Raw genomic sequence first — 23,045 nt, forward strand, 5'->3', positions numbered from 1 at the left:
TTTCTGTACCTACCGGTATGTACAGTGAGATCATGAGCACCCCGGAGCGACTGATCGAGTCCACCCGTGAGCTGCTGTGGGAGCGCGGCTACGTGGGGACCAGCCCCAAGGCGATCCTGGAGCGCGCCGGCGCCGGCCAGGGCAGCATGTACCACCACTTCAAGGGCAAGCCGGATCTCGCCCTCGCGGCGATCCGACGCACCGCCGAGGAGTTGCGCGCTACCGCCGAGGGAGTACTGGGCGGGCCGGGAACGCCGTACGACCGGATCGAGGCGTATCTGCGGCGCGAGCGCGAGGTGCTGCGCGGCTGCCCGGTCGGGCGGCTCACGATGGATCCCGACGTCATCGCCAGCGACGAGCTGCGCGCACCCGTCGACGAGACGCTCGACTGGCTCTGCGAGCGGATCGCCGGGATCGTCGAAGAGGGCAAGGAGCAGGGGCAGTTCGCGCCCTCGCTGGACGGCGAGGAGATCGCGGCGACGGTCGTCGCGACGGTCCAGGGAGGCTATGTCATGGCACGCGCGTCCGGCTCGCCTGCCGCCTTCGACGCCGGTGTCCGGGGACTGCTGTCGCTTCTCTCGCCCCGGTAGGGGTTCCTCTCCGCAAGATGAGTTCGCCACCCGCCTGAGGAGGCCTCCCATGCACGCCATGCAGTACGAGCTCACCTTGCCCGCCGACAACGACATGGGCGCCATCCGCGCGCGCGTGACTCGCGTCGGGTCCGAGGTCATGGCGGACGCGGTGGGTGAGGTCGGGCGGCTGTCGGGTCAGGACGGGGCGGTGCTCGCTGCCGTCGTCGTGGACACGCGGAACTGGGAGCTCGTCCACTTCTCGCTCTGGGAGCACGACGCGCCCAAGGCGGAGGGTGAGGTGTGCCAGGTGCTGCACCTGTCGTCGCCGGGAAGGGATCGCCTGCCGCGGGGCCGGCAGTGGTGAGCACGGTCCGTACGGTGCTCGGGGATGTGCGGCCGCAGAACCTGGGCGTGTGCGACGCGCACGACCACCTCTTCTTCGGCAGCCCTCAACTCCCCGGCCAGGAGCTGCGCAGCGTCTCCGCGGCGCGGGCCGAGCTGGTCGCGTTCCGCGCGCAGGGCGGTGGCAGCGTCGTGCAGTGGACGCCCTACGGGCTGGGGCGGCGGGCCGCCGACCTGCCTCCGCTGTCCCGGGAGACGGGGGTGCACGTCGTGGCCGCGACGGGACTGCACCAGGCCGTCCACTACGACGAGGAGATCCTCACCGAGCTGCGCGGCAAGCTCGCCGACGTCTTCGTCTCCGAACTCACCGAAGGTATCGGCACGTCAGGGGTGCGCGCCGGGCTGGTCAAGGTCGCGGGCGGCTTCCACGCCCTCGACGGCCACGCTCGCTGGACGATGGCCGCTGCCGCCGAGGCACATCACGCGACGGGTGCGCCCGTCGCCGTGCACCTGGAGCTCGGCACGGGCGCACTCGACGTACTGGACCTGCTGTGCGGGGAGTTGGGGGTGCCGCCGGAGCGGGTGATCCTCGGGCATCTCAACCGCTCCCCCGACCTGGTGGTGCAGCGCCTGGCCGCAGAGGTGGGCTGCTATCTGGCCTTTGACGGACCCTCACGCGCCAACCACGCCACGGACTGGCGGATGCCGGACGCCCTACGGGCTCTCGCGGACGCCGGGTTCGGCGACCGGCTGCTCCTCGGCGGCGACACCACGACCGCCGGGGCCCGCTCGGTCAACGGCGGCCCCGGGATGCCGTACCTGCTGCGCCGGGTCCGCCCACGGCTGGCGCTCACTCTGGGCGAGGACCTGGTGGAACACGTCTTCACCCACAATCCCGCCCGCGCGTTCGCTGTGGACTGGTCCTGAACTGCCCCGCGTCATACGCCGGCTTCTAAGCCACCGAGATGTCCACGGACGGGCGGAGCTTCGCCGCCGCCGACAGGGCCTCGTGGACGGGGTGGGTGTCGAAGGCCGTCAACAGGGCCGTATCCGCCGGGAGTTCGGCGTCCGGGTAGGCAATCTGCTCGTATGCCGTCTGGAAGCGTGGGCCCCAGCGGCGGGCGCCGAGGCGGGCTGTGCGGGAGCAGTTGTCGACCATGTAGGCCACGTCGCGCGCGTGCATGTAGGGCAGGAGGGAGTCGACCGCCTCGATGACGGACTCGTTGACGATCTCCGACCACGGGTGGCCGCGCTCGGCGAACTCGTCGACCTGGGCCATCATCGTCGCCACGAACACACCGGCGGTGAACGGGTCGACAGGCAGCTCGCGTTCGGCCCTCCGGGCACGCACCCGCTCCCCCGCCGCCCACATCGGCGAACCCCCGATCACACTCATCGGGCGGGCGCCGAGCCGCCGTTCGGCGAGGATCACGCTGCGCAGTTCGGTGCCGTCGGCGACCTCGTCGTAGATCTCGGCGACGATCTCGCGCGCGGGGGCGTACGTCGCCGAGTACGCGCGGTCGAAGACCTCCCGGCCCGCGGTGTCCAGGCCCTCGCGCACCGCGCGGAGCCCGGCGTGGGAGATCGTGCGGGCGATGGGCCCGGTGACGTTCTCGCAGGACCTCGCGTACGCGGTCACCTCGTCGTCTCCGGCGAGGCGGCAGCGGACGTACAGGCTCTCGACGATGCCGTGGACGGCGCCGAGCAGGATGGCGCGTTCGCCGACGATGTCGGAGAGGTACTCGCTCTCCAGCGTGGTGCGGAAGGTGTACGGCGAGCCGAGTGCGACCGACCACCCGAGAGCGCGGTCCGTGGCCCGGCCGTCGGGGTCGGCGTGTACGGCGTAACTGCTGTTGATCCCGGCGCCGTTGATCTGCGCGCCTTGTTCGTAGAGGCGGCGCACCGAGTCGCCCATGCCCTTGGGGCACACCGCGACCACTCCATGTCCGGGCGGGAACTCCCCGCCCGTTTCCCGGAGATGGCCGAGCAGGAAGCCGTGCGAGAGGCCGATGGTGGCGCCGGGCTTGAGGGCCGCGAAGATCTCCCGGTGGTGGGCGGCGAGCGCGGCGTCCGCGATGAGCAGGATCACGAGGTCGCTGTCGGCGGTGACGGCGAGCCAGTCGCCGAGGGTGCCGTCCTCCTCCGTGAAGCCGTGGGCGCGGGCGTCGGCGGCCGACGCCGATCCGGGGCGCAGCCCGACGGTGACCTGGATGTCCGTGCCGGCGAGGGAGTCCCTCAGGTTGCGGGCCTGGGCGCGGCCCTGCGGGCCCCAGCCGATGACGCCGATGCGGCTGACGCCCTCGAAGGCCTGCGGCAGCAGCGGGAAGAGGTGCCGGCCGCCCCGCAGGATGGTCTCCGTGCCGCCGGGCACGTCCATCGTTTCGAGGGGGAAGACGCGGGAGGTGTGCGTGGTCGAGGTCATGGTCGAGTTGTAGGCTCGGCGTGAGTGTTGCGGCAAGCGCAACTTGCGCATCGCACTGTTGCACAGAATGAAAGGACCAGGTCACGGTATGCTGAATGATCACCGCGAGCTGCGTCTCTTCCTGCATCTGGCTCAGTCGCTGAACTTCGGGCGGACCAGTCTCGACTGCCATGTCAGCGCGGCGACGTTGACGCGGACCGTGCAGCGGCTGGAGGCCGGCCTCGGGCACCGGCTGTTCGACCGTGGCCCGCGCGGGGTGTCGCTGACGGCGGAAGGGCATCGCTTCCGTGAATACGCCGTCCAGGCCATGGAGTTGTGGCGCGCGTACCGCGAGGAGCATCCCGACCCGGCCGAACTCACCGGCCGGGTAACCGTGTTCGCGACGGTGACGGCCTGCCAGGCCCTCCTGCCCGATCTGTTGGCCCCGTTCCGTGCCGCGCACCCGCAGGTACGGCTGGATCTGCGCACCGGCGACGCGGCGGCGGCGCTGGCCAGGCTGGACGAGGGCGAGGTGGACGTGGCGGTCGCGGGGATCCCGGCCAGGTTGCCGGAGCCGCTGGTGAGCCGGACGGTGGCGGTCACCGAGCTGGTCTTCGTCACGGCGCGGGACCGCCCGGATCACAGGCTCGACGGCCCCTTCGTCCTCCCGCACCGCGGGCTGGTCCGCGAGGCCGCCGACCGCTGGTTCCGCGCGTGCGGCACGACACCCCACGTCGTCTGCGAACCGGACGGCCACGAAGGGCTGTTGACGCTGGTCGCCCTGGGCTGCGGCACGGGCGTGGTCCCCCGCCTCGTACTGGAGCACAGCGCGGTGCGCGACCGGCTGTCCGTGCTGCCCGCCGATCCGCCACCGGAGCCGTTCCCGATCGGGTTGTGCGTACGACGGGCCGATCTGCGGCGGCCGTTGGTGGCGGCCCTGTGGAGCCTCACGAACTAGGTGAGCGCGGCCAGCGGATCATCGAGTACCGGCTGCCACGCCAACTCGGCCGCTCCGACCAGGCTGTTGTGGTCCAGGGTGCACGCCAGGATGGGGACGCCTCCGCTCTGGCCCCAGAGGCTGCGGTCGGCGACGACGGCGCGCAGGCGGTCGGGGTCGGCGTCGAGGAGGGTGCGGTGGAGGCCGCCGAGGATGATCCGGTCCGGGTTGAGGATGTTCACCAGGCCGGCCAGGCCCAGGCCCAGGCGGTCGATCAGGGCCTCCACAGCCGTGCGCACGGACAGTTCGTCGTGGTGGTTGCGGATCAGGTCGTTGGCCTGCTGCAGCAGCGACACCTCGGGGCCCGGGTCGCGTCCGGCGGCCGTGAGGAAGGCCAGGGGGTCGGCCTCGACGTCGAGGCAGCCCCGGCTGCCGCAGTAACAGGGACGGCCCTCGGGGTTGACGGTGAGGTGGCCGACCTCCAGCGCGAGACCCGAGCTGCCCGTGTGCAGCCGCCCGTCGAGCACCAGCGCGCCGCCGACGCCCCGGTGCCCGGTGGCCACGCACAGCAGGTCCCGGGCGCCGCGGCCGGCGCCGTGCCGGTGTTCGGCGAGGGCGGCGAGGTTGACGTCGTTGCCCGCGAACGCGGGTCCGGTGATGCCGGCCGCGCGCACGCACTCGTCGAAGATCCGCCGCACCGGGGCGCCCGCGGGCCAGGCGAGGTGCAGCGGGTTCAGTGCGAGACCGTCCGGCTCGGCGACCGCGGACGGCACGGCGAGCCCGGCGCCCACACAGCGCCGTCCCGTGGACCGGAGCAGCTCCGCGCCGGCCTCGACGACGGACCCGAGCACCTTCGCCGGGTCGGCGTCGACGGCTTCGCAGCCGGGTGCGGTGGCGACGATCCGCCCGCCCAGGCCGACCAGCGCGGCCCGGAACCCGTCGGCGTGCACCTGTGCGGCGAGGACGACGGGCCCTGCCTCCGCAACCTCCAGCCGATGCGAGGGCCGGCCCTGCGAACCGGCGGCCGCGGCGGGCCGGGCGTCGACCCGGATCAGCCCGAGCGCCTCCAGCTCGGCGGCGACCGCGCCGGCCGTCGCCCGGGTCACCCCGAGTTCGGCGGTGAGCACGGCCCGGGTCGGCGCGCGCCCGGTGTGCACGAGCTCCAACGCGGGCCCGAGCGCACCGCGCCCCCGGTCCAACCGCGTCCTTGAGGTGGTCCCTTCCCCCGCAGGCCGGGGGTCCGCCTTGCCGCTCATGAGGGGGAGTCTCCCATGATCCGGTCAGCCCGCGAGCGGCGGCGCAACCGGGAAGCCGCTCACCCTCAGTGTGACGTTCAGCCTGCCGGTCAGGCCCAACTCGGGCGGCGCCGTGCCCGGGTGCACGCGCGGCACCCCGTGGTACGCGAGCCGGGAGGGCCCGCCGAACACGAAGAGATCGCCGCTGCGCAGCTCGACGTCCGTGTACGGCCGGGCCCGGCTCTCCGTGTTGCCGAAGCGGAAGACGCAGGTGTCGCCCAGGCTCAGCGACACCACCGGCGCGTCCGACCGCTCGTCGCTGTCGCGGTGCATGCCCATGCGGGCATCGCCGTCGTAAAAGTTGATCAGTGCGATGTCGTACGTCGCACCCGTGGCCGCCTCCGGACCGAGCGCGTCGGTCACGGCACGCCGGCCCAGTCCGCCGAGCCACTCCGGGAACGGTTTCACAGGGCTTCCGTCGCCGTCGACGACCGTGCGGGCGTAGGCGTACGGGTACCAGTGCCAGCCCAGGCACACCTGGCGGGCGGTCATCGTCCCACCGCCGGGTGTACGGACCGTGCGCAGGCCGGCGGGCGGTCGCGCCCACGCCCGGCAGGCGTCGAGGAGCTCGCGCTGCCCGGCCGGGTCCAGCCAGTCCGGCAGGTGCACGGCGCCCGGCGCGACCTGGGCACGGGGCCTGGGAAACAGCTCGGCGTCCATGCTCCCCATCCTGCCCGACCTGGCCTGAGCTGCGGCCCTGAGCTGCGGCTCCGCTAGCCTGGGCGCACGATGAACGACCGTATGAAGACTCCGTGGGGCGAGTTCGCGCTGGCCCGCTTCCCCGAGGACCCGCGCGATCAGCTGCGTGCCTGGGACGCCTCCGACGACTATCTCCTCAGGCATCTCGCGGACGAGGGGGTCCCGCTGTCCGGCACGGTCGTGGTCGTCGGGGACCGCTGGGGCGCGCTGGTCACGGCCCTCCGGGCGCACCGGCCGACGCAGATCACCGACTCGTTCCTCACCCAGGAGGCGACCCGGGCGAACCTCGCGCGGGCCGGCGTCGAGCCCGGTGCCGTAAGCCTGCTCACCACCCAGGATCCGCCCCCGGACCGGGTGGACGTCCTGCTGGTGCGGGTGCCGAAGAGCCTCGCGCTCCTTGAGGACCAGCTGCTGCGGCTGGCGCCCGCCGTGCACGAGGGCACGATCGTCGTCGGCACCGGGATGGTGAAGGAGATCCACACCTCGACGCTGAGGCTGTTCGAGCGGATCCTCGGCCCGACCCGGACCTCCCTCGCCGAGAAGAAGGCCCGGCTCATCTTCTGCACCCCGCAGCCGTCGCAGCCCCGGCCGGCCAACCCCTGGCCGTACGGCTACACGCTCCCGGACGGTATCGGCGCGGTCTCCGAGCGCACCGTCGTCAACCACGCCGGCGTCTTCTGCGCCGACCGCCTCGACATCGGCACCCGTTTCTTCCTCCGGCATCTGCCGGGCAGCCGGGGCGCCGAGCGCGTCGTGGACCTGGGCTGCGGCAACGGCATCATCGGTACGGCGGTGGCGCTGGCCAATCCCGAGGCCGAGGTGCTGTTCGTCGACGAGTCGTTCCAGGCCGTGGCCTCGGCGGAGGCGACGTACAAAGCGAACGGCGTTCCCGGGCACGCCGAGTTCCGCGTCGGGGACGGGCTGACGGGAGTGGCGCCGGACAGTGTCGATCTCGTGCTCACCAACCCGCCGTTCCATTCGCACCAGGCGACGACGGACGCGACGGCGTGGCGGATGTTCAGCGGGGCGCGGCGCGCGCTGCGGCCGGGCGGCGAGCTCTGGGTGGTCGGCAACCGGCATCTCGGGTATCACACCAAGCTGCGGCGACTGTTCGGAAACAGTGAACTGGTCGCGGGTGACCCGAAGTTCGTGGTGCTGAGGGCCGTCAAGAACTAGGGCCACGCGGGCTACCGTGGGGGTGTGTCCGACGCGTCCGTGAGGGACTTCTACGACGAGCTGGCCCCCGACTACCACCTGATCTTCCCGGACTGGAACGCGAGCATGGCGCGCCAGGCGGCGGTGCTGGACGAGGTGCTCCGGCGGCGGCTCGGGGCGGCAGCGCACCGGGTCCTGGACTGTTCGTGCGGGATCGGTACCCAGGCGATCGGGCTGGCGGGGGCCGGGCATCGGGTCGTCGGCAGTGACCTGAGTCCCGTGGCCGTGGCGCGCGCGGTCGCCGAGGCCGCCTCCCGTGGCCTGCGTCTTCCGGCGGCCGCCGCGGACATGCGCCGGCTGCCGTTCCCGGCGTCCACCTTCGACGTCGTCCTGTGCGCCGACAACGCGCTCACGCATCTGCTGTCGGCGCCCGATGTCGAGGCTGCGCTCCTGAACATGCGGCGGGTGCTGCGGCAAGGCGGACTGCTGGTGCTCACCGTCCGGGACTACGACGAGGCCCGCCGGACCAGGCCCGCGGCGATGCCTCCCCAGGTCTCGCACCTCTCCGGCGGCAAGGCGATCACCTTTCAGCTGTGGCACTGGCACGAGGACGGCGAACGCTACGACCTGGAGCATTTCCAGCTCGTCCCCGAGGGCGACGCCTGGAGTGTCCGGGTGCGCCGGACCGTCCACTGGGCCCTGACCCGGCGGCAGTTGACGGAGTTCGTGACCGCGGCCGGTTTCACCGACGTCACCTGGCACGGCCCCGCCGCCACGGGGTACTACCAGCCGGTGCTCACCGCAGCAGCACCCGGATGATCCGCGCCACCGCCCGTGCCATCGCCTCCCGCCCCACGCTGAGGTACTTGCGCGAGTCGACCGCCTCGGGGTGGGCTGCGAGGAACTCCCTGATGGCGCTGGTCATGGCGAGGTTGAGGGCGGTGCCGACGTTCACCTTGGCGATGCCGCCCGCGACGGCCGCGGTCAGTTCGTCGTCGGGTACTCCCGAAGAGCCGTGCAGGACGAGGGGTACGTCCACTGCCGCGGCGAGCCGTTTGAGCAGGTCGTGGTCGAGGGTGGCCGTCCGTGTGGTCATGGCATGCGAGCTGCCGACGGCCACGGCGAGGGCGTCCACGCCGGTGTCGGCGACGAAGGCGCGGGCCTGGGCGGGGTCGGTGCGGGCGCCGGGTGAGTGGGGGTCGAGCGGCGGCTCGCCGTTTTTGCCGCCGACCTCCCCCAACTCGGCCTCGATCCACAGCCCTTGGGCATGTGACCAGTCGGCGGCGGCCCTGGTCGCGGCGAGGTTCTCCGTGTAGGGCAGGCGGGCGGCGTCGTACATCACGGAGCTGAATCCGGCACCGGCGGCCTGACGCAGCAGCGCGTCGCTCTGCACATGGTCGAGGTGCAACGCGACGGGCACGGCGGCGCGTTCGGCGGCGGCGACGGCGGCGCGGGCGAGCGGGAGCAGTCGTCCGTAGCGGAACTTGACGGCGTTCTCGCTGACTTGGAGGACGACGGGCGTGTCGACCGATTCGGCGCCGGCTATGACGGCTTCGACGTGCTCCAGGGTGATGACGTTGAAGGCGGCGACGGCGGAGTGGGCCGCGGCGGCCCGGGTGACCAGCTCGCCGGTTGCTGCGAGGGGCACGACGGCTCCTTCCGGATCAGGGGGCGAGGATCACCGAACGGGTCAGATGGCGCGGCCGGTCCGGGTCGAGGCCGCGCGCGGCGGCAACCGCTACGGCGAGCCGCTGAGCGCGGACCAGTTCGGCGAGCGGGTCGAGACCACCCTCGACCCACAACCCGCCCGTCGCCCGCACCTGCTCTGCGAGCCCCTCCGGCGCCTCCCCCAACATCCACGTCGCGGTACCCCCGGTGGTGATGCTGATGGGCCCGTGCCGGTACTCCATCGCCGGGTACGCCTCGGTCCACGACAGGGAGGCCTCGCGCATCTTCAGTCCGGCCTCGTTGGCCAGGCCCACGGTCCAGCCCCGGCCGAGGAAGGTGAACTGCGTGCAGTCGACGAGCCCTTGGGGCAACGGGGCCGCGAGCGCGGTGCGCGCGTCGGCGACGACGGCATCGGTGTGCAGTCCCAGGTGGGCGCGGAGCAGCGTGAGCGCGGTGGTCGCGAACCGCGTCTGTACGACGGACCGTTCGTCCGCGAAGTCGAGCACGACGAGGTCGTCGGCAGCCGCCACGACGGGCGTGTTCGGGTCGGCGGTGATGGCGGTCGTGCGCGTGCGCCCGCTCAACTGCCCCAGCAATTCCAGTACTTCGGTGGTGGTGCCAGAACGGGTGAGGGCGACGACACGGTCGTAGGAGCGGCCGTGCGGGAACTCGGACGCGGCGAAGGCGTCGGTCTCGCCCCGGCCCGCCCCCTCGCGCAGTGCGGCGACGGCCTGCGCCATGAAGTACGACGTCCCGCACCCCACGATCGCGACCCGCTCCCCCGGCGCCGGCAGCACACCCGCGTGCCCCGGCGCCTCCGAGGCGGCCCGCGTCCAGCACTCGGGCTGGCTGTTCAGCTCGTCCTCGACATGGGTCATGCCGCGCCCCCCCTGGTTGACGTTTCTTGCAAGATATAGCGAGCTTTCGAGCACAATCAAGCATTCGGAGAGGGATAGGGTGCGCTAATCTCGCCAGGAGATCGAGGAACGATCAGGGAGACGGAGGGCGCGGATGTCGCGCGACGCCCGCTGGAAGGCGCTGCTGGAGCTGCTCGTCGAGCGCGGCCGGCTGGACGTCGAGGAGGCGGCGGCCGATCTCGCGGTGTCGGCCGCGACGATCCGGCGTGACTTCGACCAGCTCGCCGAGCAGCAGATGCTGGTGCGCACGAGGGGCGGCGCGGTCGTGCACGGGGTGTCGTACGAGCTGCCGCTGCGCTACAAGACGGCCCGGCACGCCTCCGAGAAGCAGCGCATCGCCAAGGCGGTGGCGGATCTCGTCGCACCCGGGGAAGCGGTCGGCCTGACCGGCGGTACGACCACCACGGAGGTGGCCCGTGCCCTGGCCGTGCGCGCTGACCTCACGTCCGGTTCACCCGCACTGACCGTCGTCACCAACGCGCTCAACATCGCCAACGAGCTTGCCGTACGGCCCCAGTTCAAGATCGTGGTCACCGGCGGGGTCGCGCGCCCGTCCTCGTACGAACTCGTCGGACCGCTCGCGGACGGTGTGCTCAGCCAGATCACGATCGACGTGGCGGTGCTCGGGGTGGTCGCCTTCGACGTCACCCATGGCGCGGCGGCGCACGACGAGGCGGAGGCCGCGATCAACCGGCTGCTGTGCGAGCGTGCCGAGCGCGTGGTCGTGGCCGCCGATTCCAGCAAGCTGGGCCGGCGGGCGTTCGCCCGGATCTGCGCGGCCGAGTCGGTGGACACGCTGGTCACGGACACGGCGGTCGACCAGGAGATGGTGCGGCGGTTCGAGGAGGCGGGGGTCGGGGTCGTCACCGTCTGACGAGACCCTCGGCCAACGCGCGCCTGACCGGCCCCTCGGCCGGCGCACGGCAGCCGGGACCCTCGGCCGGCGCACGGCAGCCGGGACCCTCAGTCGGCGCGCGGTGGGACGTAGTCCTCTTTGAGCAGGCGCAGATGCGTCCAGGACTCCACCGAGCGCACGCCCGGTACGCCCCGCAGCGTTTCCAGCAGCCGCAGTTCGCCTTCGGCCGAGTGGCTCGCGGCCGTGCCGATGGCGTCGCAGCGGCCGATGGTCTGGGCGAGGTACTCCACCTCGTCCAACTCCCCGACCACGGCGAGGGCTTGGGCCGAGCGCTCCCCGTCGAGGGAGAGCTGGAAGCCGCTCAGCCGGGTCGCGCCGAGCGCGTCGGGCCGGACGTGGGCGCCGATGTGCACGGCACCCGATTCGAGCAGGCGCAGCACCCGGGTGCGGGTCGCGCTGGTGGACAGGCCGACGGCGGCGCCGAGTTCGGCGAAGGGCGTACGGCCGTCCCGCTGGAGCCGCTCCATCAGGGCCCGGTCCAGCGCGTCGACCGCGGTCGACTGGAAGGTGCCGGGCGGGAAGTGGGCGTGCTGGACGATCGCCGTGTAGACGGCGGTCCGGGTGTCGCGCACGCCGGGCAGCGCGGCGATCCGGCGTACCGCGGCGGCCAGGGCGTCCTGGTCGGCGCTGCGCAGTTCGGCGACGAGCGGGAAGCGCCCGGCGACCGCCGAGACGTAGACCGCGTCGTCCATCGCGCCGACCTGCTCGGCGACCGGCAGGACGGGCCCGCCGACGTCGACGGCGACATGGGCGTACGCGGTCAGGCCGAAGACGGACGGGTGGACGATGCCGACGATGCTGACGACGCCCGCGTCGAGCAGCCGCTGGAGGCGGGCGCGGGCGGCGGGGCGTGACATGCCGAGCGCCAGGGAGAGCGCCTCGTAGGTGACGCGGCCGTCGCGGCGGACCTCTGCGAGCAGGGCCTGATCGGTGGCGTCCAGCACGGTCTGCGTCATTCCGTCCTCGGGCCGTGTTTCCTGCGCGTAAGTATCTGCGGCCGAATTATTTCGGTACCGCAACTTCGGAAGTTCCAGTCCTAGTCTACTTCCACTTCAACCGCGCTATCCCGGTTCCGAAGCCAATCCGTCGGAGGTCCCATGTCCCGCCCTCCCGTCACGTCCTCCCCCTCCTCCCCTTCCTCCACGGTCTCGCGCCGCCAGTTCATGTCCCGGGCCCTGTGGGCTGCGGGCGGCGCTCTCGCCGCACCCGCCCTGCTCTCCGCGTGCGGCTCGGACAAGGGCGGCGGCGCGTTGACCGGTTCCGCCTCCGCGCCGGCCGACGTCGACGCCGAATGGCCGCGGATCAGATCGCGTCAGGTGGTCCTCGCCGGGTTCGGCGGTGAGACGTACGAGATACGCCAGAAGCAGTGCTTCGATCCGTACTCCGACGTCTCCGGCGCGCGCGTGGTCCAGGCGGCCTGGGACTACGGCAAGTTCCTTTCGATGCTGGACAGTTCGAGCCCGGCCTGGGACCTGATCGACTTCGACGGGTACTCGGTGGCCGGGCTGATCGCCGGCGGCACGGCACCCGGCAAGCTGGCGGACTGGGTGCGCCGCTGCGACCTCGTCCCGAAGGCCTACCAGGACTACTGCGCCGGCGGTTACGCCTGGAGCCAGGTGATGGGCTGGTCCACCGAACTCGATGCCACGCCCACGAGTTGGGCCGACTTCTTCGACACCAAGAAGTTCCCCGGCAAGCGCGCCTTCCCCAAGTCCCTCTACATGGGCGCCTTCGAGCTGGCCCTGCTCGCGGACGGCGTCGCGAAGGACAAGGTCTACCCCCTCGACTTCGACCGCGCGATCGCCAAGCTCGACGAGCTGAAGTCGGACATGATCTTCTACGACACCTACGCCCAAGGCCAGCAGTACATGGCACAGGGCAGCGCCTCGATGATCGCCACCTCCAGTGCCCGCCTGATCCAGCTCAAGAACGACCGCAAGCCGGTCGACTTCACCTTCCAGGACGCGATGCTCTACCCCTGGAGCTCGTTCACGATGCCGCAGAACCCGCAGCACGCTGACGCGGCCAACGCGCTGCTCGACTACATGTCGACACCCGAGCAGCAAGCGCTCATGTCGAAGAAGATCTATCTCGGACCGACCGTCTCCAAGGCCCTGGACCTGCTGTCCGACAAGCAGTTGGCGCTCACTCCGAGCGCACCGGACAACGTGGCCAAGCAGCTCAGCGTGGATGTCGACTATCTGGGCAAGACCGATGCGACGTACGTGGAGAAGTTCACGGCGTGGGTGGGCGCATGACGGCCGTCCTCACCAAGTCGCCGGTCCGGGCCAGGAGTTCGGGAGGCGCCCGCTGGCTGTTCCTGCCGCCGCTGGCCCTGCTGCTGTTCGGGCTCGCAGGGCCGCTGGTCGCCGTGGTCGTGGCCGGCAGCGCGGACCACGGTCCGGTGGGCATGTTCGCCGAGCCCTTCCGCAACGACCTGTTCCTGCGCGCGGCTTGGCGCACCCTGTGGCTGGCGGCGCTCGTCACGGTCTGCACGGGTGTCCTCGGCATCCTGTACGCCCTCTCCCTGGGCCTGGCCCGCAAGACGGTGAGCCGGGTGCTGTTCGGCGTGCTGTTCCTGACGTTCTGGATCTCGCTGCTGGTGCGGACGTACGGCTGGGTCCTGGTGCTGCAACCGCAGGGCGCCCTCGACGCGCTCGCCGAGGCCCTCGGGCTCTCCCAGGACGGGCTCGGCCTCTACCAGACGCTGCCCGGGCTGGTCCCGGCGATGGTCCACATCATGCTGCCGTACATGGTGCTGCCGGTGTACGCGGCGCTGCGCTCCCTGGACCCGGCGCAGCTGCGCGCGGCCCGGAGTCTGGGCGCGGGCGAGTGGCTGGTGCTGCGGACGGTGGTGCTTCCGGCGCTGGGTCCGGGGGCGGTGGCCGGGGCCGTCATCGTGTTCGTGATGTCGCTCGGTTTCTATGTCACTCCGGCCTTCCTGGGCGGTCCGTCCAGCCAGGTGACGGCGATCGTGATCGGCACCGAGTTCGGGCGGATGCAGAGCCTGGGCGGGGCGGCGGCCATGGGTGTCGTGCTGCTGGTCGCGACGCTGGGCCTGTATCTGGTCGCCGACCGGTTCTTCCGCATCAGCGAGCAGTGGGAGCGCGTCTGATGGACGAGGTGACGACGGAACTCCGGGGCTCCTTGCGGCGGTTGGCACCCTGGGTGGCGGCGATCGGCGTGCTCACCGCGCTCTTTCTGCTGGCCCCGCTGCTGGCGATCGTGCCGATCGCGTTCAGCGCGGACCGCTATCTGACCTTCCCGCCCTCCGGTTTCTCCCTGCGCTGGCTGACGGACGTGTTCACCGACGCCGACTGGCAGGCGGCCTTCGGACAGTCCCTCTACACGGCCGGTACGGCGACGGTCCTCGCGGTGCTCGCGGGCACCGGCGCGGCCCTCGCGCTGCGCCGCGTCCGCCGGGGCGCCCGTCTGCTGAGGACCGTCCTGCTCGCCCCGATGGTGGTACCGCCGCTGGTGCTGGCGCTCGGCCTGTTCCTGGCCGTCGACGACCTGGGCGGCAGCGCGGGCATCCGCACCTTGATCCTGGGCCAGGCCACCCTCGCCGTACCGCTGGTGTACCTGTCGGTGTCGGCGGGGCTGAGCAAGGTCGACCCCGCGCTGTCCCACGCCGCCCGGAGCCTGGGGCACGGCTGGCCGTCGGTGCTGTGGCGGGTCGAACTCCCGCTGGTGGCACGGAGTATCGCGGGCAGCGCGGCGCTCGCCTTCGGGCTCTGCTTCGACGAGTCCGTCCTCTCCTACTACCTGGCCCCGCCCGGCGAGGAGACCCTGCCGACCCTGCTGTGGCTGGACGCGGCGCAGCAGGCCTCGCCCGCGATCGCCGCGGTCAGCACGCTGGTGATGGGCATGGCGGTGGCGCTGCTGGGGCTCACCGTGCTGCTGGGCCGCCCCCGTACTCTCCCTGGCCGTCCGAGGAGGAACCGATGAGTGTGTCCGTGGAGATCGACGCCCTGAACGTGAGCCTGGGCGGCGCCCCGATCCTGCGGGACGTGAGCCTCACGGTGCCCGCCGGTTCATTCGTCACCCTTCTGGGCCCCAGCGGCAGCGGCAAGACGACCACCCTGAACGTGCTGGCCGGGTTCACCGAGGCGACCTCCGGCAGCGTCCTGCTGGGTGGTCTGCCCCTGACCGGCATACCGCCGGAGAAGCGCGGCGTCGGCGTGGTGTTCCAGAACTACGCCCTCTTCCCGCACCGCACGGTCGCCCAGAACGTCGAATTTCCGCTACTGGCAAGGAAGTTGCCCAAGCAGGAGCGGCGTGAGCGGGTGGCGCAGGCCCTGGACCTCGTACGACTGCCCGAGACCGGCGACCGGCGGGTGCAGTCGCTCAGCGGCGGCCAGCAGCAGCGCGTCGCGCTGGCCCGGGCCCTCGTGTACGAGCCCGCGCTGCTGCTCCTCGACGAGCCGCTGGCAGCCCTCGACAAGCAGTTGCGGGAGGCGATGCAGTACGAACTCGGGCGCATCCAGCGGGAGACGGGCACCACGACCGTCGCCGTCACCCACGACCAGACCGAGGCGCTGTCCATGTCCGACCTGGTCGCCATCATGAACGGCGGCCGCATCGAGCAGATCGGCACACCGGAGGAGGTGTACCACCGCCCGGCCACGCCGTTCGTGGCGCAGTTCCTGGGCGAGGCGAACCTGCTGCCGGTGGACGGCGGACGCGTCGAGGCACTCGGGGTGCCCGTCGAGGGCGCGCCGGACGGGTCCACGGTGATCCGGCCGGAGGACCTCGCCCTCACCGAGGACCCGGATGCCGTGCCCGGCACGGTCGAGGGGGTCGTGTTCCAAGGGCCGCGTACGCGCGTCACGGTGACCGTGGCCGGGTGCGCGAAGCCGCTGGTGGTGACCGTGCCGGCCGGCGGCACCGTGCCCGCGGTCGGCGAACCGGTCGGCCTGCGGTACCGGGGACCCGGGGCACGCACCCTCAGCGAACCGGCGGCACCCGCCGACGAGCCGGTCCCCGCGGGCCACGTGGAGGTGGCCCCGTGAGAACCCTCTCCGTGTTCCAGTCACTGTGGGCGATGGAGGGCCTGCCCTGGCGGTCCGCACGCCCGTGGAGTCTCGAAGAGCGGGTCGAGCGGATCGCCGAGGCCGGATTCGTGGGCGTGGGGCTCGACTTGTACGCCCGTGAGGCACCGACCGCCGACGCCGTGGCGCCGCTGCTGCGGGCGTCGGGCCTGCGCTCCTTGGTGACCGCCTTCGTCAACGAGCGCAGTCCGCTCGCGTCGAGCCTGGAGTACGCGACGACCGTCGGTGCCGAACTCGTCGTGGTGTGCGGCCAGTTGTTCCCGGACGACCCCGCCGACGCGGCGGAGCTGGTGCGCGGCTGGCGCAAGGAGACGGAGGCGGCCGGCTTCGGCTTCCAGCTGGAGACACACCGCTACACCCTCACCAACGACCTCGCGTTCACCGACCGGTTGGTGCGGGAGATGCCGGACGTACCGCTCTCGCTGGACCTGTCGCACTACGTCGTAGGCAACGAGCTGCCGGACATTCCTGAGCCTCGCGTGGACGCCATGATCGGTCGGCTGCTGGAGCGCGGGGCGTCGCTGCAGGGCAGGGTCGCCACCCGTGAACAGGTCCAGGTTCCGCTGGAGTTCGCGCAGCACAGGGCGCAGGTGGAGCGGTTCCGGGGCTGGTGGGAGCGGGCCATACGGTCCTGGCGCACACGGTCGGCGGAGGACGCCGACCTGGTCTTCCTGTGCGAGCTCGGGACGACGCCGTACGCCATCACAGGCGCCGACGGCGAGGAGCTGTCGGACCGTTGGAGGGAGGCGCTGCTGCTCAAGTCGTGGGCCGAGGAGCTGTTCGTGAAGACGGAGAAGACGGAGGAAGCACGATGACCGTCAGGCAGGCGACGGGCCCCCTGGACGGACACCCGGCCGGTACCAGCTTCCTCCCCGCCAGCGCCTACACGGACCAGGACGTCTTCGACGCCGAACGCCGGCTGATCTTCGAACGCCGTTGGGTGTGGGCCGGGTTCAGCCACTGGGTGGACAAGCCGGGCAGCTCGCGGCCGATCAGTGTGGCCGGCCGCCCGCTGCTGCTGATCCGCGATCGCGAGGGAACCCTGCGGGTCTTCCACAACGTCTGCCGGCACCGCGGGATCGTGCTCTCCGAACAGCCCAGCACCCGGGGCCGGTTGCGCTGTCCGTACCACTTCTGGACGTTCAACCTGGACGGCTCGCTGTGCGGCACCCCCTACTGGGACCGCACGAAGGGCTCCGGCCCCGATCCCGAAGTACGTGAGCAGTTGGGTCTGTTGCCCGTCGCGCACAGCGAGTGGGCCGGCATGGTCTTCGTCCACCTCGGCGAACCCACCGACACGGTCGAGGAGTTGCTCGGTCCACTGGCGGCGCGCTGGGCGTCGTACGACCTGAATGCGGTGCATCTCGCGGAGGAGCGGGCGTACGACATCGACGCCAACTGGAAGCTGGTCGTGGAGAACTTCCTCGACTTCTATCATCTGCCGTTCGTGCATCCGCAGGTCGGACCGGCGGCGACCCTGCTGGACATCGAGGACCGGGTGCTGTCGCCGGAGATCGTCGGCGGCTACTACCCGCGCGGCGCCGCCGCCAAGGCCTCCGGGCAGACCGCGGCGGGCGGCTCCGGCACTGCCGCACTCCCCCTTCTCGGTGAGGTGCCCGTCGAGTTGCGTGACCAGCAGGACATCTTCTGCGTGTTCCCCAACGCCCTGCTGTTCATCGAGGCCGACTTCTTCCAGGTGATCGCCCTGGAGCCGGTCGCGCCGGACCGTACGGCCGAGCACATGGCGGTGTTCGTGGCGGCCGGGGCCGCGACGGCGACGTACGACACCGCGCGCAAGAACCTGTGCGAGGTGCTGTTCGAGGTCAACGACCAGGATCTGCCGGTGCTCCGCTCGCTCCAGCAGGGCCGGCATTCCCCCGGCGCCGACCGCAACCACCTGGTGGCGCACTGGGACCAGATCACGGCACGCTTCCAGAAACTGATCGCCGACACCCTCGCCGAGAAGGAGCAGTGACGTGGAAGAAGTGGAACTGCGGCGCCAACTGGCCGCCGTCTACCGGCTGGTGGCGCACTTCCGGATGTCTGACCTGATCTTCACGCACATCTCGCTGCGGCTGCCGGGCCCCGAGCACCACTTCCTGATCAACCCCTACGGCCTGCTCTTCGAGGAGATCACCGCCTCCTCCCTGGTGAAGATCGACCTCGCCGGACAGCCCGTCGAACCGACCCCGTACCGGGTCAACCCGGCGGGCTTCGTCATCCACAGCGCGATCCACGCAGCCCGCCCTGACGCCCAGTGCGTGCTGCACACCCACACGAAGGCCGGCTGCGCGGTGGCCGCGCAGAGCGGCGGGCTGCTGCCGGTGAGCCAGATGGCGATGGAGTTCTACGACCGGGTCGCCTACCACGACTACGAGGGCGTCGCCCTCAACCTCGCCGAGCAGAAGCGCCTGGCGGAGGACCTCGGGGACCGCCCGGTGATGATCCTGCGCAACCACGGCCTGCTCACCGTAGGCGCGAGTGCGGCCCAGGCCTTCCTGCGCATGTACTACCTGGAGAAGGCCTGCGAGATCCAGACCACCGCCCAGGCCGGCGGCCCGCTGGTGCTGCCGTCGCCGGAGGTCGCCGAGTACACGGCACGCCAGCTCGCGGGCGAGGACGTCGCCGACCTCACGGACGACGACGCCTACGATCTGGCCTGGGCGGCACTGCTGCGCCTGCTGGACCGGGTCGCTCCCGACTACAAGGACTGAGATCGACACCTCTCTGTCCCATTGCGCCTAGTCTGGGGGTACGGAGCGCGTGCTGGGCCAGGGAGGCTGTCATGGCGGAGACATCCAGTGACCAGGACGCCCCCGGGGCCTCGCGGTATCTGCCGATCGCCGAGCACGGGCTGATCGGTGACCTGCGCAGCGTGGCCCTGGTGGGTACCGACGGAACCATCGACTGGTACTGCTGCCCGGCCTTCGACGCCCCGAGCGTCTTCGGCGCGATCCTCGACGCGGAGCGCGGCGGCTCCTTCGAGCTCGCCGCGGTCGTCCCGGCGAAGACCAAACAGTTCTACTTCCCCGACACCAACGTCCTGATCACCCGCTTCTACACCGAGGACGGCGTCGGAGAGGTACAGGACTTCATGCCCGTCAACGGCGGGCCGGTCGAGACGGAGCGCCACCGGCTGATCCGGCGTGTCGTGTGCGTGCGCGGCTCCATCCCGTTCCGCACGCGCGTGGCGCCACGCTTCGACTACGGCGCACAGCCGCACACCCTCCGCATGGCGGGCGAGGTCGCGGTCTTCGAGTCCGCCGACCTGACGCTCGCGCTGACCTCCACCGTGCCCCTGGAAGCCGACGGCCTCGACGCGCGCGCCGACTTCAAGCTCGGCGAGGGCGAGTCGGCGGTGTTCGCGCTGGACCAGCTCGGCGGCGACGTCGAGCCGCGCCGCTGCGCGCGCATCGAGGCAGAGGAGCAGTTCGCGACCACGGTGGCGTACTGGCGGCGCTGGCTGTCCGCCTCCAAGTACCGAGGCCGGTGGCGGGAGATGGTCCACCGCTCCGCCCTCACCCTGAAGCTGCTCACCTACGCGCCGACCGGCGCGATCGTGGCCGCGCCGACGACGAGCCTGCCCGAACAGCTCGGCGGCGAACGCAACTGGGACTACCGGTACGTGTGGGTCCGTGACGCCGCCTTCTGCGTCTACGCCCTGTTGCGCCTCGGCTTCACCGGCGAGGCCGAGGCGTTCATGAAGTTCGTGACCCGGCACGTCAGCCCGGGCGACGGCGGACACTCCGGCCCACTGCAGATCATGTATGGCATCGACGGCCGCACCGACCTCCCCGAGCGCGAACTGGACCACCTCGAAGGACACCGCGCGTCCGCCCCGGTGAGGATCGGCAACGCCGCCGCCGACCAGCTCCAACTCGACATCTACGGCGCCCTCATCGACTCGATCTACCTCTACGACAAGTGGGCGCAGCCCGTCTCCAGCGACCAGTGGGACGACGTGTGCGCGCTGGTGGAGTGGGTCTGCGAGCACTGGGACCAGCCCGACGAGGGCATCTGGGAGACCCGCGGCGGCCGCAAGAACTTCCTCTACTCGCGGCTGATGTGCTGGGTGGCCATCGAACGGGCCATCCGCATGGCCAACCGGCGCGGCCTGCCCGCCGACCTGCCCCGCTGGCGGCAGTGCCGCGACACGATCTACCGCCGGATCATGAGCCGCGGCTGGTCGAAGACGCGCCGCGCCTTCGTCCAGCACGAGGACGGCGACGTGCTCGACGCGTCCGTGCTGATGATGCCGCTGACCAAGTTCATCGCCCCCACCGACCCCAAGTGGCTCTCCACCCTCGACGCCCTCACCGAGGAACTGGTATCGGACTCGCTGGTCTACCGCTACGACCCACTGGCCAGCCCGGACGGACTGCGCGGCGACGAGGGCACGTTCTCGATCTGCTCCTTCTGGTACGTCGAGGCCCTGGTCCACGCCGGACGGCTCGACGAGGCCCGCCTGGCCTTCGAGAAGATGCTCACCTACGCCAACCATCTCGGCCTGTACGCCGAGGAGATCAGCCACACCGGCGAGCAACAGGGCAACTTCCCGCAGGCCTTCACCCACCTCGCGCTGATCAGCGCGGCCTTCAACCTGGACCGCGCGCTGGGCTGACGGGCCCGCGTTCCCCGACCGTTCACAGCGGCATCACGTCGATGCCTTCGCGGACGCTCAAGTCCCCACTACCGTCTTGGGGTTGCTCGCACGTTGCCCACCCCAACACGAGTGAGGTTGCGATGTCCGCAAGACATTTCCTCGCCGGCCTGGCCCTGGTGCCGGTGTTCGCCCTGCCGGTGGCCGCCCACGCGACGACGGGCCACGGACCCGGCGTGCCGCCCCGGAAGACCCACTTCGACCTGCAGGCCCACCGCGGCGGCATCGGCATGACCACCGAGGAGTCCCTGGAGGGATTCGGCAAGGCGATGAGCCTGGGGGTCTCCACCCTGGAGCTGGACACCCAGATCACCAAGGACGAGAAGGTCGTCGTCACCCACGACCGCCAGGTCAGCGCGCAGAAATGCCGTGACACGGCGCCGGTCACCGCGGGCGACCCGATGTTCCCGTACGTCGGGAAGTACATCAAGGACCTGACCCTGGCCCAGATCAAGACCATGGACTGCGGCTACCAGCAGCTGCCCGGCTTCCCCGAGCAGGAAGTGATCCACGGTTTCCGGATGGCCGAGCTCAAGGACGTCCTGAACCTGGTCAAGAGCTACCGGGCCAAGCAGGTCACCCTCAACATCGAGACGAAGGTCGAGGCGGGCGCGCCCGAACAGACCGCGCCGCGTGAGCTGTTCGTGCGCCGGGTCTACGAGGAGATCCACGCGTCGGGCATCGAGCGCCAGGTCACCATCCAGTCCTTCGACTGGGGCGCGCTCAAGGCGATGCACCGGCTCGCGCCCCGCTGGCCCCTGGTGGCGCTCACCAACTACGACTTCCTCCAGGTCGGCCGGCCGGGTGCCTCTCCCTGGCTCGGCGGGATCGACGCCGACGACTACGACGGCGACTTCGTGAAGGCCGCCGCCACCATCCCCGGCGTACGGACCCTCTCCCCCAACTACGGCTTCCCGCAGAGCGGCAAGGTCGGTGACCCGGGCTTCCGCTTCTACCCCGACGCGGCCATGATCTCCGAGGCCCATGCCCGGGGCCTGAAGGTCGTGCCGTGGACCTGCGACGATCCGGCCACGGTGGAGGCCCTGATGGACATGGGCGTGGACGGCATCATCACCAACTACCCCAACCGTGTACGCCAGATCATGGCCGACCGGGGGATGCGTCTGCCCAAGGCCTACCAGCCGCGCTGATTCCCGGACGGGTCGCCTCCACCCCTTGTCGGCACGTCTGTCGCTCTCACGCACCGCCGACATCCGGCCGGGTGCCGGGCCGTGACTCCGCCAGGGTCAGGGTGGGGAACGCGGTGGTCGCCCGCTCCTTCGTCAGGGCTCTGATGATGGTGCGGGCCAGGAGGGGGTCGGCCGGGAGTACGTGGGAGGCGAACCAGCGGGCGGCCGTCGGGTCGGGGGACGGGTCGACGAACTCCGCGCCCGCGTAGTCGTCGAGGGGTGGGTCGTAGACGTAGCCGGAGACGACGCCGTGCCGGACCAGCCGTTCTACGAGGGTGTCGCGGTCGTGGACCAGGAGCGGTACCCGGAAGAGGGGCGGGGGGCCGTCGTGGGCCGTGCGGTCGCGCAGTGCCTGGGACGCCCAGTCGGTGCCCGAGAGCAGCGTGACGCCGGCCCTGCGCCGGGCCAGGTCCTGGTCGAGGCGGGCCGTCCGGAGCAGCAACTGGCCGCGTACCAGGGGGCCGTGGCGGTTGCGGAAGCCGTGCAGGTCGACTCGGACCCATGGTTCGTAGGCGGGCAGGCTCGGTGCCTGGTGGGCGCAGCCGGAGAGGCGGGGCGCGTGCAGGGCCATGCGGAAGTCGTCGCGTTCCAGCAGGCCCAGGCGCTGCATCGTGCGCCACACGGGCCGGACCAGGTGGAGGCCGCGCACGGTGGATCGTGCCAGGGGGCGCAGGGTGGTGGCCAGGTCGTCGGCCAGGCGGCGCGGCACCAGGAGGTCGTCGCGCAGCCGCTCCAACTCCCGCCGGGTGCGGGCGTCCTCGACGGCGAGGAAGCCGCCGGCCATCCCCGCCACGTGCTTCGAGAGGCTGAACGCCGCCGCTTTCCCGAAGGTCCCGATCGGCTGTCCGTCCACATGCGTGCCGATCGCGTGTGCCGCGTCCTCGAACAGGGGGATCCCCAACTCCGCGCACCGACGGCGCAGTTCGACGACGCGGTCGGGCATCCCGTACAGGTTCGAGGTCAGGACGGCGTCCACGCTCCGCCAGGTCGCCTCTGGTACGGCGGCCGGGTCGATGTTGCCGTCCCCCAGGGACACGGGGGCCTGGACCGGGCGCAGGCCGGCCGCGAGGACCACGAAGAGGATCACGTCGTCGGTCACCGGCGACATCAGGACCCGTGCGCCCGGCCGGCACCAGCGCCTCAGGGCCAGGTACAGGGCCAGCCGCGCCGAGGGGGTGTAGACGCACTCGCGACCGAGTCGCCGTGCCATCATCGCGGCGAGCCGCGATCCGTACGGCATGG

The 23,045-nt window shown here is 71.5% G+C and carries 23 protein-coding genes; 16 read left to right on the plus strand and 7 right to left on the minus strand.

Translation table 11 applies throughout. The annotated features are described in order from the left end of the window. Window positions 1-17: 17 nt before the first annotated feature. From AC5DRG_RS05630 to AC5DRG_RS05640, 3 genes are read left to right on the plus strand one after another with little or no spacing between them, the layout of a single operon-like run. Window positions 18-590 (plus strand): TetR/AcrR family transcriptional regulator, encoded by a 573-nt coding sequence (locus AC5DRG_RS05630; protein ID WP_491808498.1) that lies wholly within the window; start codon window positions 18-20, stop codon window positions 588-590. Between the two features lie 49 nt (window positions 591-639). Then, on the plus strand, window positions 640-936 hold the full coding sequence (locus tag AC5DRG_RS05635; RefSeq protein ID WP_491808500.1) for a DUF4865 family protein: 297 nt from the start codon (window positions 640-642) through the stop codon (window positions 934-936). Next, a complete protein-coding gene (locus AC5DRG_RS05640; protein ID WP_491808502.1) occupies window positions 933-1,841 on the plus strand; it encodes a phosphotriesterase family protein in 909 nt (302 codons plus the stop codon). The genes AC5DRG_RS05635 and AC5DRG_RS05640 overlap by 4 nt, the downstream gene beginning before the upstream one ends. 25 nt (window positions 1,842-1,866) lie before the next feature. Here AC5DRG_RS05640 and AC5DRG_RS05645 read toward each other — a convergent pair whose 3' ends face one another. Further along, window positions 1,867-3,336, minus strand: coding sequence for a ketol-acid reductoisomerase (locus AC5DRG_RS05645; RefSeq protein WP_491808504.1), 1,470 nt, complete (start codon window positions 3,334-3,336; stop codon window positions 1,867-1,869). A gap of 88 nt (window positions 3,337-3,424) precedes the next feature. Here AC5DRG_RS05645 and ilvY point away from each other — a divergent pair, with 88 nt between their 5' ends. Beyond that, a complete protein-coding gene (gene ilvY / locus AC5DRG_RS05650) occupies window positions 3,425-4,273 on the plus strand; it encodes an HTH-type transcriptional activator IlvY (RefSeq protein ID WP_491808505.1) in 849 nt (282 codons plus the stop codon). Here ilvY and AC5DRG_RS05655 read toward each other — a convergent pair. Continuing rightward, window positions 4,270-5,508, minus strand: coding sequence for an ROK family protein (locus tag AC5DRG_RS05655; RefSeq protein ID WP_491808507.1), 1,239 nt, complete (start codon window positions 5,506-5,508; stop codon window positions 4,270-4,272). The genes ilvY and AC5DRG_RS05655 overlap by 4 nt on opposite strands. Window positions 5,509-5,532: 24 nt before the next feature. Next, entirely contained in the window at window positions 5,533-6,207 is a 675-nt protein-coding gene (locus AC5DRG_RS05660; protein ID WP_491808509.1) for an alpha-ketoglutarate-dependent dioxygenase AlkB family protein, read from the minus strand. 81 nt (window positions 6,208-6,288) lie between these two features. On the opposite strand from AC5DRG_RS05660, the gene AC5DRG_RS05665 reads away from it, so the two are divergent. Continuing rightward, entirely contained in the window at window positions 6,289-7,422 is a 1,134-nt protein-coding gene (locus tag AC5DRG_RS05665; protein WP_491812973.1) for a methyltransferase, read from the plus strand. Window positions 7,423-7,446: 24 nt separating this feature from the next. Continuing rightward, window positions 7,447-8,220 (plus strand): class I SAM-dependent methyltransferase, encoded by a 774-nt coding sequence (locus tag AC5DRG_RS05670; protein ID WP_491808511.1) that lies wholly within the window; start codon window positions 7,447-7,449, stop codon window positions 8,218-8,220. Here AC5DRG_RS05670 and AC5DRG_RS05675 read toward each other — a convergent pair. Together AC5DRG_RS05675 and AC5DRG_RS05680 are read right to left on the minus strand one after the other, a co-directional pair. After that, on the minus strand, window positions 8,198-9,049 hold the full coding sequence (locus AC5DRG_RS05675) for a class II fructose-bisphosphate aldolase (protein ID WP_491808512.1): 852 nt from the start codon (window positions 9,047-9,049) through the stop codon (window positions 8,198-8,200). The two genes, AC5DRG_RS05670 and AC5DRG_RS05675, sit on opposite strands and share 23 nt — an antisense overlap. Window positions 9,050-9,065: 16 nt before the next feature. Then, entirely contained in the window at window positions 9,066-9,947 is an 882-nt protein-coding gene (locus AC5DRG_RS05680; protein WP_491808514.1) for an SIS domain-containing protein, read from the minus strand. Window positions 9,948-10,080: 133 nt separating this feature from the next. On the opposite strand from AC5DRG_RS05680, the gene AC5DRG_RS05685 reads away from it, so the two are divergent. Then, window positions 10,081-10,860, plus strand: a complete 780-nt coding sequence (locus AC5DRG_RS05685) for a DeoR/GlpR family DNA-binding transcription regulator (RefSeq protein ID WP_491808516.1) — start codon at window positions 10,081-10,083, stop codon at window positions 10,858-10,860. Between the two features lie 89 nt (window positions 10,861-10,949). On the opposite strand, the gene AC5DRG_RS05690 is transcribed toward AC5DRG_RS05685, so the two are convergent. After that, a complete protein-coding gene (locus tag AC5DRG_RS05690; protein WP_491808518.1) occupies window positions 10,950-11,858 on the minus strand; it encodes an Lrp/AsnC family transcriptional regulator in 909 nt (302 codons plus the stop codon). A gap of 141 nt (window positions 11,859-11,999) precedes the next feature. Here AC5DRG_RS05690 and AC5DRG_RS05695 point away from each other — a divergent pair, with 141 nt between their 5' ends. The 9 genes from AC5DRG_RS05695 (at window position 12,000) to AC5DRG_RS05735 (ending at window position 21,764) form a co-directional block, all read left to right on the plus strand. Further along, window positions 12,000-13,160, plus strand: coding sequence for an extracellular solute-binding protein (locus tag AC5DRG_RS05695; RefSeq protein ID WP_491808520.1), 1,161 nt, complete (start codon window positions 12,000-12,002; stop codon window positions 13,158-13,160). Beyond that, window positions 13,157-14,017, plus strand: a complete 861-nt coding sequence (locus AC5DRG_RS05700; protein ID WP_491808522.1) for an ABC transporter permease — start codon at window positions 13,157-13,159, stop codon at window positions 14,015-14,017. The genes AC5DRG_RS05695 and AC5DRG_RS05700 overlap by 4 nt, the downstream gene beginning before the upstream one ends. Next, the gene (locus AC5DRG_RS05705) at window positions 14,017-14,850 is read left to right on the plus strand and encodes an ABC transporter permease (protein ID WP_491808524.1); all 834 of its coding nucleotides are present in this window, start codon (window positions 14,017-14,019) and stop codon (window positions 14,848-14,850) included. The genes AC5DRG_RS05700 and AC5DRG_RS05705 overlap by 1 nt, the downstream gene beginning before the upstream one ends. Further along, entirely contained in the window at window positions 14,847-15,914 is a 1,068-nt protein-coding gene (locus tag AC5DRG_RS05710; protein ID WP_491808526.1) for an ABC transporter ATP-binding protein, read from the plus strand. The genes AC5DRG_RS05705 and AC5DRG_RS05710 overlap by 4 nt, the downstream gene beginning before the upstream one ends. After that, window positions 15,911-16,768 carry a sugar phosphate isomerase/epimerase family protein gene (locus AC5DRG_RS05715; RefSeq protein WP_491808528.1) on the plus strand — a complete coding sequence of 286 codons (858 nt, stop codon included), beginning with the start codon at window positions 15,911-15,913 and terminating at the stop codon, window positions 16,766-16,768. Before AC5DRG_RS05710 ends, AC5DRG_RS05715 begins: the two co-directional genes overlap by 4 nt. Beyond that, a complete protein-coding gene (locus AC5DRG_RS05720; RefSeq protein ID WP_491808530.1) occupies window positions 16,765-17,928 on the plus strand; it encodes an aromatic ring-hydroxylating oxygenase subunit alpha in 1,164 nt (387 codons plus the stop codon). The genes AC5DRG_RS05715 and AC5DRG_RS05720 overlap by 4 nt, the downstream gene beginning before the upstream one ends. Before the next feature lies 1 nt (window position 17,929). Beyond that, a complete protein-coding gene (locus AC5DRG_RS05725) occupies window positions 17,930-18,667 on the plus strand; it encodes a class II aldolase/adducin family protein (RefSeq protein ID WP_491808532.1) in 738 nt (245 codons plus the stop codon). Between the two features lie 71 nt (window positions 18,668-18,738). Next, entirely contained in the window at window positions 18,739-20,574 is a 1,836-nt protein-coding gene (locus AC5DRG_RS05730; protein ID WP_491808534.1) for a glycoside hydrolase family 15 protein, read from the plus strand. A gap of 122 nt (window positions 20,575-20,696) precedes the next feature. After that, complete coding sequence (locus tag AC5DRG_RS05735; protein ID WP_491808536.1) at window positions 20,697-21,764, plus strand: glycerophosphodiester phosphodiesterase family protein; 1,068 nt, start codon at window positions 20,697-20,699, stop codon at window positions 21,762-21,764. 46 nt (window positions 21,765-21,810) lie between these two features. On the opposite strand, the gene AC5DRG_RS05740 is transcribed toward AC5DRG_RS05735, so the two are convergent. Beyond that, on the minus strand, window positions 21,811-23,043 hold the full coding sequence (locus AC5DRG_RS05740) for a DegT/DnrJ/EryC1/StrS family aminotransferase (RefSeq protein ID WP_491808538.1): 1,233 nt from the start codon (window positions 23,041-23,043) through the stop codon (window positions 21,811-21,813). Window positions 23,044-23,045: the final 2 nt, after the last annotated feature.

The organism is Streptomyces sp. JLBG701, from assembly GCF_058544905.1.